General features: G+C 35.4%; 14 protein-coding genes. 4 read left to right on the forward strand and 10 right to left on the reverse strand.

Going from position 1 to position 13,801, the window contains the following annotated elements; genetic code table 11:
• Positions 1-35: 35 nt before the first annotated feature.
• The 4 genes from SCA31_RS06460 to SCA31_RS06475 form a co-directional block, all read right to left on the reverse strand.
• Entirely contained in the window at positions 36-1,037 is a 1,002-nt protein-coding gene (locus SCA31_RS06460; protein ID WP_410696140.1) for a hypothetical protein, read from the reverse strand.
• Between the two features lie 89 nt (positions 1,038-1,126).
• Positions 1,127-1,636: a hypothetical protein gene (locus SCA31_RS06465; RefSeq protein ID WP_410696142.1), complete on the reverse strand. Its 510-nt coding sequence runs from the start codon at positions 1,634-1,636 to the stop codon at positions 1,127-1,129.
• Between the two features lie 9 nt (positions 1,637-1,645).
• Entirely contained in the window at positions 1,646-2,185 is a 540-nt protein-coding gene (locus tag SCA31_RS06470; RefSeq protein WP_410696144.1) for a hypothetical protein, read from the reverse strand.
• A 17-nt stretch (positions 2,186-2,202) separates the two neighbouring features.
• A complete protein-coding gene (locus SCA31_RS06475; RefSeq protein ID WP_410696145.1) occupies positions 2,203-2,754 on the reverse strand; it encodes an RNA polymerase sigma factor in 552 nt (183 codons plus the stop codon).
• Between the two features lie 182 nt (positions 2,755-2,936).
• Between SCA31_RS06475 and SCA31_RS06480 the strand changes: the two genes are divergently transcribed.
• The 4 genes from SCA31_RS06480 to SCA31_RS06495 all read left to right on the forward strand — a co-directional run bounded on the left by SCA31_RS06480 (position 2,937) and on the right by SCA31_RS06495 (position 7,509).
• On the forward strand, positions 2,937-3,689 hold the full coding sequence (locus SCA31_RS06480; RefSeq protein ID WP_410696147.1) for a Rossmann-like and DUF2520 domain-containing protein: 753 nt from the start codon (positions 2,937-2,939) through the stop codon (positions 3,687-3,689).
• On the forward strand, positions 3,679-4,197 hold the full coding sequence (locus tag SCA31_RS06485; protein ID WP_106917789.1) for a KdsC family phosphatase: 519 nt from the start codon (positions 3,679-3,681) through the stop codon (positions 4,195-4,197). Before SCA31_RS06480 ends, SCA31_RS06485 begins: the two co-directional genes overlap by 11 nt.
• Before the next feature lie 9 nt (positions 4,198-4,206).
• Positions 4,207-4,770, forward strand: coding sequence for a Maf family protein (locus tag SCA31_RS06490; RefSeq protein WP_410696149.1), 564 nt, complete (start codon positions 4,207-4,209; stop codon positions 4,768-4,770).
• A 147-nt stretch (positions 4,771-4,917) separates the two neighbouring features.
• The gene (locus tag SCA31_RS06495; RefSeq protein ID WP_410696151.1) at positions 4,918-7,509 is read left to right on the forward strand and encodes a tetratricopeptide repeat protein; all 2,592 of its coding nucleotides are present in this window, start codon (positions 4,918-4,920) and stop codon (positions 7,507-7,509) included.
• Positions 7,510-7,527: 18 nt separating this feature from the next.
• Here SCA31_RS06495 and tsaB read toward each other — a convergent pair whose 3' ends face one another.
• From tsaB to rnr, 6 genes are all read right to left on the reverse strand, one after another.
• Positions 7,528-8,208 (reverse strand): tRNA (adenosine(37)-N6)-threonylcarbamoyltransferase complex dimerization subunit type 1 TsaB, encoded by a 681-nt coding sequence (tsaB, locus tag SCA31_RS06500; RefSeq protein ID WP_410696152.1) that lies wholly within the window; start codon positions 8,206-8,208, stop codon positions 7,528-7,530.
• A gap of 85 nt (positions 8,209-8,293) precedes the next feature.
• Positions 8,294-9,043 carry an SDR family NAD(P)-dependent oxidoreductase gene (locus tag SCA31_RS06505; protein ID WP_410696154.1) on the reverse strand — a complete coding sequence of 250 codons (750 nt, stop codon included), beginning with the start codon at positions 9,041-9,043 and terminating at the stop codon, positions 8,294-8,296.
• A gap of 201 nt (positions 9,044-9,244) precedes the next feature.
• Entirely contained in the window at positions 9,245-9,616 is a 372-nt protein-coding gene (locus tag SCA31_RS06510) for a YraN family protein (RefSeq protein ID WP_410696156.1), read from the reverse strand.
• A 41-nt stretch (positions 9,617-9,657) separates the two neighbouring features.
• Positions 9,658-10,587, reverse strand: a complete 930-nt coding sequence (locus tag SCA31_RS06515) for an LD-carboxypeptidase (RefSeq protein WP_410696158.1) — start codon at positions 10,585-10,587, stop codon at positions 9,658-9,660.
• Positions 10,584-11,270: a LysE family translocator gene (locus SCA31_RS06520; RefSeq protein WP_106917795.1), complete on the reverse strand. Its 687-nt coding sequence runs from the start codon at positions 11,268-11,270 to the stop codon at positions 10,584-10,586. Before SCA31_RS06520 ends, SCA31_RS06515 begins: the two co-directional genes overlap by 4 nt.
• 280 nt (positions 11,271-11,550) lie before the next feature.
• The gene (gene rnr / locus SCA31_RS06525; RefSeq protein WP_410696160.1) at positions 11,551-13,704 is read right to left on the reverse strand and encodes a ribonuclease R; all 2,154 of its coding nucleotides are present in this window, start codon (positions 13,702-13,704) and stop codon (positions 11,551-11,553) included.
• Positions 13,705-13,801 lie beyond the last annotated feature (97 nt).

Genomic DNA, 13,801 nt, shown 5'->3' on the forward strand with positions numbered 1-13,801 from the left:
ATCTCATTATCTTAATGTATCAATTTATTTAATTTCTACTCAGAAATGTCATATTCTCCGGTAAGAGGATCAATATAAATTTCTTTCACATCATCATTGTTTATCCTTTCTGTTGTTATACTTTGTATTAGTGCTCCTGCCAGGCCCATCATCATAAAAGGACTTGCATTTGTTGAAAAAATGTCCGCAGGTTTAGACAATAGATAAAATCCTTTTTTATTTCTGTTTAATTCTAAAAACCTTTCAGATACTTTTTTATAAGCTTTTCCATTTTCTACATACGCAAACATCTTAGAAGCAGAAATCCTCCTTTTTTTTCCGTCTTTCTCTGCTATAGCCCTTACCACACCTCCACTATGTCCATTCTTTTCCAGAACAAAATTCCCATCTTCTGGAATTTGCTTAAAAAAAGATATATGATCCAGATAAATACCTTCTTTAAGAGTTTCTGTTCTAAAGATTTCGTAGTTATTTTTAATATAACCCTCATAGTCTGAAGCTTCATCAAGGGTTAAAATATCTGCATATGGTTTTTTATTATAGGTCAATAAAAGAAAACCTGAAAAAATATGATGAATGTTTTTAACCATAAGATCCGAAACATCTTTATTACTGAAAGCAAAAACAGTATCCTTTTTATACAAAAAATGATATTGCTCTCCCTCTTTTGCAAAAGCCTGTGCTGAGAAATCAATAGTCCCCATATTTTTTATATTTCCTGTCTCTTTTACAGATAGTTTAAGCGCCTTTAAAACCAAAATCAGTTCTTGTTTTCCCCCTTTATAGTTGCTTTTACGATACCAGTTTCCCAAATCGTCATTGGGTGAAGTTGCAAAAGCAACCTCTCTTATTTCTTTATGATCATCAAAAGGGAGGATTCCTATGGTTTTATCTATTCTCTGGTCTATAACGTGTAATGCGCTGTATTCACGGTCTCCGTTATTGGGAATATTACCTTTAAGTTTTATAATTTCTTTCTTTTGAGCGAAAGTGATTATGGTAATGCAAATAAGTACAATTTGAAGTATCTTCTTCATAAAATCAGTTTCCGCAAAAATATAAATTTAATCAAACGGCTCCCACAAAAAAATCTGTGAGAGCCGTCCAACATTAAAAAAATAAACTATTATGGGGTCTGTTTAGGTCCCGGAGCATTATTGTTTCCGTGAGGTTTTCTTTCATTCATTTTATCCCGCATCATCCCCTCAGACTGAAACAGCTTCAGAACTTTCTGGCAGGGAATTACCTGTTGCATTTTTTCTGCATATTTTTTTCTGTTATCCAGAAGTCTTTGCCCTATTTCAAAGCTTTGCTGTAGTTTTGCTTTAGCTTCATCATCTGATAATGTTTCAGGGTTAAAGCCTGGATCAAACTGACTTTTTATCTGTTTCTGACTGTCCAGATACTCGTTATAAAGCTGTGTAAATTCGGCTTTATCACCGGGATCAACATTCAAATTATCCATGATCATATTGTTCCTGAATTTCTTAAGGAGTTCCTTTCTTTCTTCAGGAGAAAGATTATTGATGACTTCCTTTCTTTGTTTAGGATCCATCTTTTTCCAGTCATAATCATTGATTTGAGCATTAAAGCCAAAACCATAAATAATAAAAAACGTCAATATTATCTTTTTCATCTTTCTTTATTAGTTATATAAATCCAAATAAACGTCCTGAGTTGAGTTACTTGCCAATTCTGCAATTTCAGAATTGGAAAACGAATCCAGATATTCATTCATTCTGTTTTCTTCTTTTTTCACTACTGCTTTCACAGGTTTTTGTGATACTGTTTCTTTTCCACTCTCATTTTCAGCATTGTTGGAAAAATCCACACTATTCTTCTGATTTACAAATGTTTGATTATTACTTTCAACCGAAGTTAAATCTGCTTTCAATGTTTCATATGCAATTTCGCCCTCAGTTTTCGGTTCTCCTTTGTTTACAGCATATGTTTCTTTTGAATTCAATCCTTTGTCCGAATCATTATTGTAATTAAAAATAAATGTTATCCCAAAGATCAAAGCCAATGATGCAGCTACAGCATACATCCAGTTTAACTTAAAGACAGGCGCTTTTTTTTCTGTCTTTATATCATTCAAAATGCTCTCCTGAATATTTTCAAACAAATTGTCAGGAACTGTGTAAATGTTTTTACGTTCTAATTTTTCTATGTCGAACTCTTTCATCTTTGTTTTCTCAAAAATTATCTTTCGTAATTTTTTTTAATATAATCTTCTATTTTCTGCTTGGCATAATGATAATTAGTCTTTAATGTCCCTACCGACATATCTACAATTTTTGAGATTTCTTCATAGGGCAAGTCATCATAATACCGCATCATAAATACTAGTTTCTGCTTTTCTGGCAGGCTTTGTATAGCGTTCTGAAGCAAAATTTGTATTTCTTCAGCATCATCCTCAGCATTGTCTGCAACAAGATTTTGCATGTGGTACTCGGGATCTTCATCAGTTTTCTGCATCTTCTTCATTTTATTAACCTGCTGTAGGGCCTCATTGGTTGCAATTCTGTACAGCCAGGTATACAACTGGCTATCATTCTTGAACTGATGAAAATTCTGATAAGCTTTAATAAAAGTTTCCTGCAAAGTATCCTGGGCAAGATCTCCATCCACAATAATTCTTCTAATGTGCCAGTACAATCTGCTTTGATAGGCATCCATCAAGGCACGGACACCTTTATCCTGGGTCCGTGGATTCTGCATCAACGAAATAATTTCCGCGTCCTTAATCTTCATAAGATGCCTTTCACTGTTTTGGATTACAAAAATAGCTGAAAGTTAAATTAGTTATTCAATTTTCAGTTTAAATATTAAAAATAATATGAGACAGTTACGCAATAAACGTGCCTCTATTTATCTTCATGGCTTCTATACTCATCTTCCTTTCCCGACTCAGCTTAAAATCCTATATTTGTTAGATGCAAATTGTAATTATCGGTTCCGGAAATGTTGCCTATCACATGGCAAAAGCTTTCACACTGAAAGGGATTTCGCTGGCCCAGATTTTTGGCAGGAACGAAAAAGAATTAAGTAAGATTTCTGAAGAATTAAGTATTCCTTATTCCACGGAACACTTGGAAGATGCAGATCTTTATATCATCTGTGTAAGTGATAATTCTGTAGAGCAAGTATCAAAAATCATTACAAAAAAAGATTGTTTGGTGGCTCATACTTCAGGTTCGCTTCCCAAGGAAATTCTGATTGGTGAATACAGAAAATCAAGTTTTTATCCCTTGCAGACCTTTTCAAGATCAAAAGAACTGGAATATGAAAAAATTCCGTTTTTCATTGAAACGGAGAATGAAGAGGATCAGAAAACTCTTGTTGAACTGGCTTCCAGAATTTCAAAAAATGTAATGGAAAGTAATCATGAAAAAAGGAAATATATTCATTTAACAGCCGTTTTTGCCTGCAATTTTGTGAACCATCTTTTTTCAAGAGCAAAAGAAATTTCAGATTCTCAGGAAATTCCGTTTGATTACTTTTTACCGTTGATTGATGAAACGGTTCAGAAGATTCATGAAATAGAGCCTAAATTGGCCCAAACCGGACCCGCAGTGAGAAATGATCTAAGGGTTTTACAGTTACATGAACAATTAATAAAAAATGAAGAAAGTCTTGACATTTACAAGACGATGAATCAATCTATTCAAAAAATGTATGAGTTATAAAGAGAAATTAAAGGATATTAAAGCATTTGTATTTGATGTAGACGGAGTTTTCACAGACGGAAGTGTTTATCTGATGCCTGGAGGAAATATGTGCAGAGTAATGAATGTTTTGGATGGCTATGCAGTAGTTAAAGCATTAAAAAATAATTATTTGATAGGTGTAATTACTGGTGGAAATGATGAAATGGTAAAACACAGGATCAATTATCTTGGAATTCAGGATTATTACCCGAAATCTCATAACAAGATAGAGGATTTTGAAGATTTTAAAAAGAAGTACAATCTTAAAAATGAGGAGATTCTAACCATGGGTGATGATCTTCCGGATATTCACATCATGGAAAATTCGGCAATTGCAGCCTGCCCCGAAAACGCAGTTCCTGAGGTAAAGGGAGTATCTGATTATATTTCTCCTAAAAAAGGAGGTAGCGGCGCTGTACGTGATGTGATCGAACAGGTAATGAAGGTTCAGGGAAACTGGCATGATGATAACACTCAATCTGTATAATCTTAATTCATGAAATTACTTTTAGCATCACAATCCCCAAGAAGAAAGGAACTTCTCTCCAGCCTTGGTTTTGAATTTGAAGTGGTAAAAATTGACTGTGAAGAGATTCTTCCAGAACACATCAAAATAGAAGAAGCAGCCGCTTATTTGTCTGAATTAAAAGCAGATGCATTCAGAAGCCTGACCGCTGACGAGGTTTTACTGACTGCAGACACAGTAGTTGCCATTGATAATCGGGTTCTTGGTAAGCCTAAGGATGAAGCAGATGCCTTCAATATGCTTCGCAGCCTTTCAGGGAAAACCCATCAGGTGTATACCGGCATTACGATTAAAACTGCTGATAAGATCTTTACTGAAACAGATGTAGCAGATGTAACATTGGATGAGATTACTGATGATGAAATAAATTATTACATTCAAAATTACAAACCTTTTGATAAAGCAGGCAGTTATGGTATTCAGGAATGGCTGGGAATGGCAAAAATCAGTAAAATGACAGGAAGCTTTTATACCATTATGGGACTCCCTACCCATCTTGTATATAAAATTTTGAAAGAAACCTCAATGATTTAAAAAGTTATGAGGCTCCCGGCCCCGATAAAGATGAAATAAAATATTTCAGAAAGAAATATAAATATTATTCATTATAAAATTTTATTATTTTTACAAAATCATCAAACAGCTGATAATAAAAAGCAAATTAGCAAGTTATATTGAATAATGAAAAAGAATATATTGTTCCTTTTAGTAATCTGTCTCGTTGCTTCTTGTGCTACCAAAACAAAAAAGCCGGAACAACGATCAAAGCTATTGAAAGGATTTTCCACATATTATAACACTCTATTTAATGCCAAAGATGCATTAAACAGTGAGTTTACTGCCCGTGATAAAGGACATAAGGATAATTTTTATGCTCCTTATATCCCTATCCTTACTTTTGAAGATCAGCCTTTAGGAAGTGATCTTGGTCAATCCACAGCTTTTGCAGAGAATTCAATGAAAATGGCTGAAGTAGCGAACAGGTCTTCGTCAAGAAGCAATTCAGGAGTTCCCAATATGCAGGGGCCACCGGGAGCCGGACAAAATAATCCTGATGAAGGTCAGAATAAAGGTGCCACTACATTAGAAATTGCTGAAGCTAAGGCCCTAAAAGCAATCAATAAATATTCTGTAACCCGAAACGGTGAAGAAAAAAACAAGCAGATTTTTGATGCCTATATGATTCTTGCACAGTCAAGGATTTATCAGAATAAGCCTCTACAGGCCATGGATGCCCTCAATTATGTTTTCACTCATATGAAAGATGACAAAAGGATTCCTTTGGCAAGAATTTATCAGGGAGTGGCTTATGATAAAGTCAAAGATTATCACAGAGCCCATGAAACTTTTGCCAAGCTAAAGGGTGAGGATATCAATAAAACTTATGCTAAGTTATTAAGTATTTATTATGCTGAATCCCTTTTGGATGCGGGTAAAAAAGAAGAGGCGTCTAAAGAACTTGATCTTGCTTTTGAATTGAATTCAAACAGAAAACTAAAGAGCAGAATTGCTTACCTGAGAGGTCAGGTTCTTGAAAACTTAGGTCAAAATGATAAAGCCAGAGAAAGTTATACTGCCGCCTACAAGTATTCCAGTGATTTTGAATTTGAAGTAAAATCTCAGATTGCTATTGCTAAAACCTTTAATGGCAAAGGAGATTACAATGGGGCTAAAAACTATCTGGAAGGAATCAGTAAAAAAGGAACTTATGGTTCCAGAAAGAATGAATTTTACTATGCTTTGGGGCTAATGGCCAATAAAGCAGGAAAAAAAGACGAAGCACAGCAGTTTTTCAAAAAGTCTTTATTTGAAAAGGTTTCTGATCCACAAATCCGTGGGTTGGCTTATTATGAGATAGGAAAAAGCTATCTGGACAAGAATGACTATATCGGAGCCGGTAGTTATTATGATTCTGCACTTGCTGTAATGACCTATGAACCATCAAAAATATTGTTGAAGGATCAATCTGAATATATCAAAAAGATCTCCAAAAACTATTATCTGATCAAGAAGAATGACAGTATTCTTTCTTTGGCCAAAATGGATGACGCCCAGAAAACAGATTTTTTCTCAAAGCATATTGCTAAATTAAAGATCAAGGAAGAAAAGGAAGAGCAAGAGAGAAAACGTGCTGAGAGAAATAAAGGTTTTGATTCCGGAGATTATAGTTCTAATTCAATTTTTGCCAATAATAACTCCAGTGCTTTTGAAGATTTTGGGGTAACTACAAAAGGTTTTTATTTCAATAATACCGGAACTGTAAGTAAGGGAACATCTTCGTTTAAGCAAGTTTGGGGCGACAGAGCCCTTTCTGATAACTGGCGCTTTTCCAAAAAGATGGCTTCTATTGAGGATATGAAAAATGAAGCTCTTGGAGTCACTTCAGCTCCTAATCCAAGACGTTTTGAACCAAGTTATTATATTGAGCAGATTCCTACTGACCAAGGCAAATTAGGACAGTTAAAAAAGGACAGGGATACAGCTTCCTTAGGACTTGGTATTATGTATCAGAATTATTTTACCAATACTCCCCTAGCTACTAAAACACTTTACGACCTTGTGGATGTAAAACCGGAAGAAAAGGTAATGCTGCAGGCATTGTATGAGATCTTTGCCATGAATTATGAGAAAAATCCTCAGGCATCAGATAGGGCAAAACAAATTCTTTTGACTGATTATCCTTATACTTCTTATGCTGAGTTTGCAAGAAATCCTAAAAATGTTTCTTTTGTAAAATCAACAGAAGATGTTGAAAATGAATATAAAAGAGCATATGCACTTTATGAATCTGAAAAATTTGGGGAAAGCAGACAAGTTATAGACCAGACCCTTCAGAAATATCCGAAAGACGCATTAGTTCCGAAACTATATCTATTAAATGCCTTTAACGCAGGAAAATCCAGTGGAAAAGAAGTAATGATCCTTCAACTTGAGCAGATTGCTTTAAACTACGCTAAAACACCCGAAGGGATAAGAGCCAAGGAAATGCTTAACTACCTGAAAAGTGATCTAAGCTTCCAGGCTACTGACAATAAAGGAAATGCTGTTATGCAACAGCCGTCCTCCCCTGTTCAGTCTGGGATCCAAAGTAATAATGCCCAGCAAATGATTAATGAAAGAGGGAAAAAACCGGAGGGTATAAATAATTCGCAAAATTTAGAATTAACCCCACCTCAGCAAAATCCTTCCAATAATGTCCAGCAGCAGAAAAACAGTGTTGGAACTCCAAACAAACCAATAAAATCACATGTCCCTCCAGGAGGACCACAATAAAAATAAAAAAGCGAAGATTTAATCTTCGCTTTTCTTTTTCTTTACCCCATGGAAATCCTTGAGATAGAAAGGCTCAAAGTAAGCCATATCCTCAAAGTCTTTGTTGTTTATCTTTTCCAGCGTCTTTTTGATAAGGTATTGTGATGATGGATAGATACTCTCGTTAAAGTCTGCATCAGGTAGATTTAAAATATCTTTAGCTTTCTTGGCTCCGTCTCCTACAAAGATTACTTTTTTATCCTTAAATTCTTCAAAAGAAGTTTCATCTAAAATTTTAGCCTCGGTAGCAGAGCGTTCTTTTCCCGTAGAACCATCATAAACGGCTGTATACACCTCCATTCTCCTTGCATCAATCAATGGCACTACAAAATCATAGTTATGTCCTAAAAACGGCTCTATCATACTTTCAAGAGAATTTACGGCAATAAAAGGAACTTTAAGCCCGTAGCAGAACCCCTTTGCAGAGGCTGCACCAATTCTCAGGCCTGTATAAGAACCCGGTCCTTTTCCCAGAGAAACAGCTTCAATGTCTTTAAGTGAAATTCCAGCCCCTTCCAATGCCCATTCTACATAGGTATGAAGACTTTCAGACTGCTTATAGTTTTCGGAAACCTCTTCACAGAGGCACAGTAGTTTGTCATCATCGGATACGGCTACTGAACAGTTTTTAGATGATGTTTCGAGATATAGGATTTTCATTTTATCGTTTTAAGCTAAACTGCAAAATTGCAAAAAAGCAAAATCGCTTTTAAATATTCTGCAAATTTACTCCATTATTTTGAGACTATTTTCTATAGATTGTTCTTGGTTCCGCCTGAGCGCTTGGATAAATAGTCATATCAGCAATGGTAACGTGTTTGGGAGCATTTACACAGTAGGCAATGGCATCTGCAATGTCTTCAGCTTTCAACGCCTCATAGCCGGCATATACTGTAGCAGCCTTTTCGTTGTCACCCTTGAATCTGATCAATGAGAAATCCGTCTCTACTGCTCCCGGCTGAATATTGGTCACCTTGATTCCAAACTCAGTAAGCTCCAGTCTCATTCCTTCTGAAATAACATCTACTGCTTTTTTGGTAGCACAATATACTACTCCATTGGCATAGGTTTGCCTCGCCGCCACAGAACTAATGTTTATAATATGACCTAAATTTTTAGTTTTCATAGATGGGATGATCATTTTGGAGACATACAACAGTCCCTTTATATTTCCATCAATCATAGAATCCCAGTCATCCGTCTTTCCTGCAGAGAGTGGATCAAGTCCATGAGCATTTCCTGCATTATTAATCAGAACATCAATATCTTTCCATTCTTCAGGAAGGGAATTGATGGCTGCTTCAACCTCTTCAAGATTCCTTACATCAAATTTTAAACTAAATATTTCGGTATATAGAGAAAGCTCAGTATCTAAAGATTTAAGTACTTCATTTCTCCTTCCACATATAATGATTCTGTTTCCTTGTTTTGCCAGAAGTTCTGCTGTGGATTTACCTATTCCGGAGGTAGCTCCGGTGATTAATATTGTCTTCATAAAGGTTAATTTATTTAATGTCCCAGTGTATCAATATAACAATTTACCAATACGCGCTTTTACAATATTGATCTTTATTGTTACAATGATTCATCATTATATTTGTACTCTTTTATTACATTTTATTTTCATTACAACCCATTAGATCCTCAATTCTACTCATGATAATAAGTTACTGTTTGTGACTCATATTTTGAAGAGTTAATTAGCATCAAATGCCTGAAAGGCATCGGGTATATGGTCAATCATTAATTTTTTGTTTTCATCGGGAAGAACGGAGATAATATCAAATCTTACTTCGTTCTGTTTTTCAGATTCTTCAAGATAATGGTTAGCTGCAGTTACAATTGACTTCATCTTCGTTTTGGTAACAGCTTCCTGAGGCAGCATAAATGCGTCCGTAGATCTGGCCTTTACTTCAACAATAATTATTAAATCATTTTTTTCAGCAATAATATCAATCTCAGCTTTCTGAAACCTGAAGTTTCTGGCTATAACTTTATAGCCATTTTTTTGAAGATAATCAGCAGCCATATCCTCTGCTATTTTTCCAAAGTCATTATGATCAGCCATATCTTTTATTTGAGTTTATCAGAGTAGGAGAGTGCTACTATTTAAAATTCAATCTTTACCTTATTCTCAACTTTCATCTTAGTTTTTCCTCCAATAATCAACGGTCTATTGTCTTTAATATGTCCGTTCGGGAAGCCAAATACTACAGGGAATTTATACTTTGAAATCCTTTCCGAGATCAGTTTATAGGCAAATTCATCAAAGCTTTCTTCGTAGCTTTTGTTTTCTTTTTCATCACCCATATTCGTCATTCCACCTATAATAAGTCCTTTAATTTTATTGAAGACACCTGCCAGCTCCAAGCTCATGATCATACGATCCAGCGCGTAAAAGTTTTCTCCGATATCTTCGATGAACAAAATTTTATCTTTAAAATCGAAAGAATATTTGGTCCCTAAAAGAGCATAGACAAGGGCTAAATTCCCTCCAACCAATTCTCCCTCAACATTCCCTTTTATATTGAATTGATGAGATTTTAGGCTATAGTTAGGCATTTTCCCTTTGAGAATAGCAAAGATTAGATTATAGCTTTCTTCGGTAACTCCAAAGCTTGATGTTTTAATGGTTTGTCCATGAATGGAGGCAAACCCTTTTTTTAATAGATAACTTTGGATTACTGTATTGTCGGAATAACCGATATACCATTTCGGATTTTCTGTAAAGTTTTTCAGCTTCAGATGCTGAATGAGGTGCTGGCATCCATAGCCACCTCTGGAAGCCCAGACCGCCCCAATTTCCTTGTCATTTAAGGCCCAATTGATATCTTTTATTCTTTCCTTTTCTGTTCCTGCATAATTGTAGCCATTGGCAAACTTTGTATAAAGATGTTCTCCTAAAACAGGCTCAAATCCTTTACTTTTAATCAGTTTTATGCCTTTTTCAAGTTGTGAGGCATCTACGGCTCCTGCAGGGGAGATAACAGCTATTTTCGCCCCTTTCTTAAGGGGTTTTGGAAAGATTATTTTTTTCATTTTGTTTTTTGATATTTTACTTCTTTTTTCTCTGCTTCCTCCAGCTGTCTTTCAAACTGATTGAACTTCTTGAAGCTTTGTAAGAAGATAAAGAAACTGAAGACAATAAGAATACACCCAACAACTCTTCTGATCTGGTTGGCCAGTTTTTGGGTAAGTTTATCGTGAAATTGTTTAGCCAGAAATATTTTAGCGAGATCAATGGAAAGGTAAGTGGCAAGAACTATTCCTATGTATAAAATAAAACTGCTGGTGTCCGGATATTGATTCCTTACGGAAATCACCGTTACCAGCCAGAAAAGAATAACTCCAACATTTAAAAGATTAAAGAAAAAACCATTAAAAAAGGTCTTAAAATAATTTTGTCCAATGATTCTTTCTTCGCCGGGCATATGCATTTTGGTCTTAGTAACCAGCATCACAATTCCATAAATAAAAATAAGAATGGAGGTAATCCTGTAAAACCCGGGATGTTTATCTATTAAAGTTACGATATCCGTACTGGCATAATAAGCTGCTACAATACATAATAAATCTGCGGTGATAACGCCAAGATCCAATGATAAGGCATGCTTTGGGCCTCTGGAGAAGCTGGTTTCTATTAGCAGGAAGAATATAGGTCCTATAAAAACCAGACTCAGCATGAATCCTAATATGATGGCAGATAGTACAAGTTCAAGCATTTAATATATTTTAAAATGAAAAAAATTCATTCCGTTTTATACAAAGTTATACTTTATGATTTAATTATTCAATAAAGTTGTGATATATCAATTGTATTTGATCTTGATTTTAGAAGAGATTTTTTTTATAAAATAAGCTATAGAGGGAAGCAGAGAAGTCCTTGTCGTAAGAACAGGCAGCTAAAAGTCTATTTTATGATTTTTAATAGGTCTTAAAAATAAAAGAGATCATTCCTTTACGGAACAATCTCTTTCTATTGTTATTTCTTAATTATTGATATTAGCTAACCACCTTAAAGTCCAGTTGCTTTTGAATCAGATTGGCCTTTACAACCTTGATCTGAACCTGATCTCCTAATTGATACCTATTTCCGTGTCTGTTTCCGTATACAGCATGAGTTTTTGCATCATACGTATAGGAATCATCCACTAAATCTCTTAATTTGATTAGACCTTCAGCTCCGTTTTCAGGAATTTCTACCCAGAACCCGAATTCAGCAACACCGGAAATTACTCCCGTGAAAGTTTCTCCAAGGTGCTTTTCCATAAACTTCACCTGCATATATTTAATGGAATCTCTCTCAGCATCTGCTGCCAGTCTTTCCATAGCACTGCAATGCTTCGCTTTTTCTTCCAATTCAGGCTTAGCCGGAGATTTTCCTCCATCCAGATAATGCTGAAGAAGACGATGTGCCAATAAATCCGGATAACGACGGATAGGAGAGGTAAAGTGGCTATAGTACTCAAAACCTAACCCATAGTGACCTATTGGTTCCGTAGAATACACCGCTTTACTCATGCTTCTCATCGCCAGTGTTTCAATCATATTTTCTTCGCCTTTTCCTTTTACATCATGAAGAAGTTTATTCAAAGATTCTGCAACTTTCTTGGTATTGGCAAGGTCCATTTTATATCCGAATGTAGAAACAAAGTCTCTTAAAGCTTCCAGTTTCGCTGGATCCGGATCATCGTGAACTCTATAAATAAATGTATTATTAGTGATCTCCCTTTTCTTTGTTAAGGATACAAACTCAGATACTTTTTTATTTGCTAAAAGCATAAATTCTTCGATCAGGTGATTGGAATCCTTGCTTATTTTAAAGTAAACCCCGATGGGTTCATTATTTTCATCCAGATTAAACCTTACCTCACTTCTGTCAAATGTAATTGCCCCTTTTCTTATACGCTCATTACGCATGATCTTAGCAAGTTTATCAAGAGTATTGATTTCTTCAGCCAGATCTCCCTCACCAGTTTCAATACGCTCTTGTGCTTCCTCATAGGTAAATCTTCTGTCTGAATGAATCACTGTTCTTCCAAACCATTGTTTTTGGATCTCAGCCTCATCATTCAATTCAAAAACTGCAGAGAATGTATATTTATCTTCGTTTGGACGAAGAGAGCAAACATCATTACTCAATACTTCCGGTAGCATGGGAACAACTCTGTCTACAAGGTAAACTGAAGTGGCCCTCTTATACGCTTCATCATCCAGGATCGTTCCCGGAACCACATAGTGAGATACATCGGCAATGTGAACACCAATTTCCCAGTTTCCGTTTTCTAGTTTTCTCATGGATAAGGCATCATCAAAGTCCTTCGCATCCTTAGGGTCAATGGTAAATGTGCATATGTCACGCATATCCCAACGTTTTGCTACTTCTTCATCAGTAATGCTTCTGTCGATCTTATCTGCATCAGCCTCTACCTCTGGTGGAAACTCATATGGTAAACCATATTCTGCAAGAATAGAGTGGATCTCTGTTTCATGCTCTCCCGGAGCACCCAATACCTGCAGAATTTCACCCTCAGGATTTTTATCTCCCGGTTTCCATTCCGTCATCTTCACAATTACCTTGTCTCCATCTTCAACATTATTGAATTTATCTTTTGGAATAAAGATATCTGTATTGATAGATTTTTTATCACAAACTACAAACCCGAAATCCTTATGGGCAACCTTTTGAAAAGTTCCTACAAACTCCGTTCTTGTTCTTTCCAAAACTTCCAAAACAGAGCCTTCCAATTTCTTTCCTTTATAATGATAAGTTATAATAAGAACCTTATCTCCCTGTAAAGCATCCTTTACATTTTTAGCGTGAATGAAGACGTCATTTTCCATTCCCTCAACATTTACGTAAGCATTTCCGCTCTGGTTGAAATCAATAATCCCAGTTAACGTTCCTGCAATTTTCATGTTTACGATATACTTTCCTTTTTCCACTTCCTTGATCTTTTCAGAGCCCTGAAGTTTATGCAAAGCCTGGATCACAAGTTCTCTTTGTCTTGGATTCTTGTATTCTATTCCGTCCGAAATCTGCTTATAATTATAAATTTTTGATGCATTTGCATTCATGAAACGTAGGATCAATCTTCCGATTTCCATGAGTTTCAAATCATTTTTATGACTTATATATTTTCTTTTTTTTGACATTTAATTTCTTTTTTAATTCGTTTTTTACTTCCTCCCTTGGTCAGAAGCCAATCTTTTTTAAAGATTGAATTTAATATGAGATAGGTTACCATCTCTA

The sequence above is a fragment of the Chryseobacterium sp. SIMBA_028 genome, from assembly GCF_046535285.1.
Taxonomy (GTDB): domain Bacteria; phylum Bacteroidota; class Bacteroidia; order Flavobacteriales; family Weeksellaceae; genus Chryseobacterium.

What these genes read in the sequence shown, in the direction of transcription:
- SCA31_RS06510 (WP_410696156.1), bottom strand. Translation starts at nt 9,616, where the DNA reads ATGGCTGATCATAATGACTTTGGAAAAATAGCAGAGGATATGGCTGCT.
- rnr (WP_410696160.1), bottom strand. Translation starts at nt 13,704, where the DNA reads ATGTCAAAAAAAAGAAAATATATAAGTCATAAAAATGATTTGAAACTC.
- SCA31_RS06495 (WP_410696151.1), top strand. Translation starts at nt 4,918, where the DNA reads ATGAAAAAGAATATATTGTTCCTTTTAGTAATCTGTCTCGTTGCTTCT.
- SCA31_RS06465 (WP_410696142.1), bottom strand. Translation starts at nt 1,636, where the DNA reads ATGAAAAAGATAATATTGACGTTTTTTATTATTTATGGTTTTGGCTTT.
- SCA31_RS06460 (WP_410696140.1), bottom strand. Translation starts at nt 1,037, where the DNA reads ATGAAGAAGATACTTCAAATTGTACTTATTTGCATTACCATAATCACT.
- SCA31_RS06480 (WP_410696147.1), top strand. Translation starts at nt 2,937, where the DNA reads ATGCAAATTGTAATTATCGGTTCCGGAAATGTTGCCTATCACATGGCA.
- SCA31_RS06470 (WP_410696144.1), bottom strand. Translation starts at nt 2,185, where the DNA reads ATGAAAGAGTTCGACATAGAAAAATTAGAACGTAAAAACATTTACACA.
- SCA31_RS06520 (WP_106917795.1), bottom strand. Translation starts at nt 11,270, where the DNA reads ATGCTTGAACTTGTACTATCTGCCATCATATTAGGATTCATGCTGAGT.
- SCA31_RS06490 (WP_410696149.1), top strand. Translation starts at nt 4,207, where the DNA reads ATGAAATTACTTTTAGCATCACAATCCCCAAGAAGAAAGGAACTTCTC.
- SCA31_RS06485 (WP_106917789.1), top strand. Translation starts at nt 3,679, where the DNA reads ATGAGTTATAAAGAGAAATTAAAGGATATTAAAGCATTTGTATTTGAT.
- tsaB (WP_410696152.1), bottom strand. Translation starts at nt 8,208, where the DNA reads ATGAAAATCCTATATCTCGAAACATCATCTAAAAACTGTTCAGTAGCC.
- SCA31_RS06475 (WP_410696145.1), bottom strand. Translation starts at nt 2,754, where the DNA reads ATGAAGATTAAGGACGCGGAAATTATTTCGTTGATGCAGAATCCACGG.
- SCA31_RS06505 (WP_410696154.1), bottom strand. Translation starts at nt 9,043, where the DNA reads ATGAAGACAATATTAATCACCGGAGCTACCTCCGGAATAGGTAAATCC.
- SCA31_RS06515 (WP_410696158.1), bottom strand. Translation starts at nt 10,587, where the DNA reads ATGAAAAAAATAATCTTTCCAAAACCCCTTAAGAAAGGGGCGAAAATA.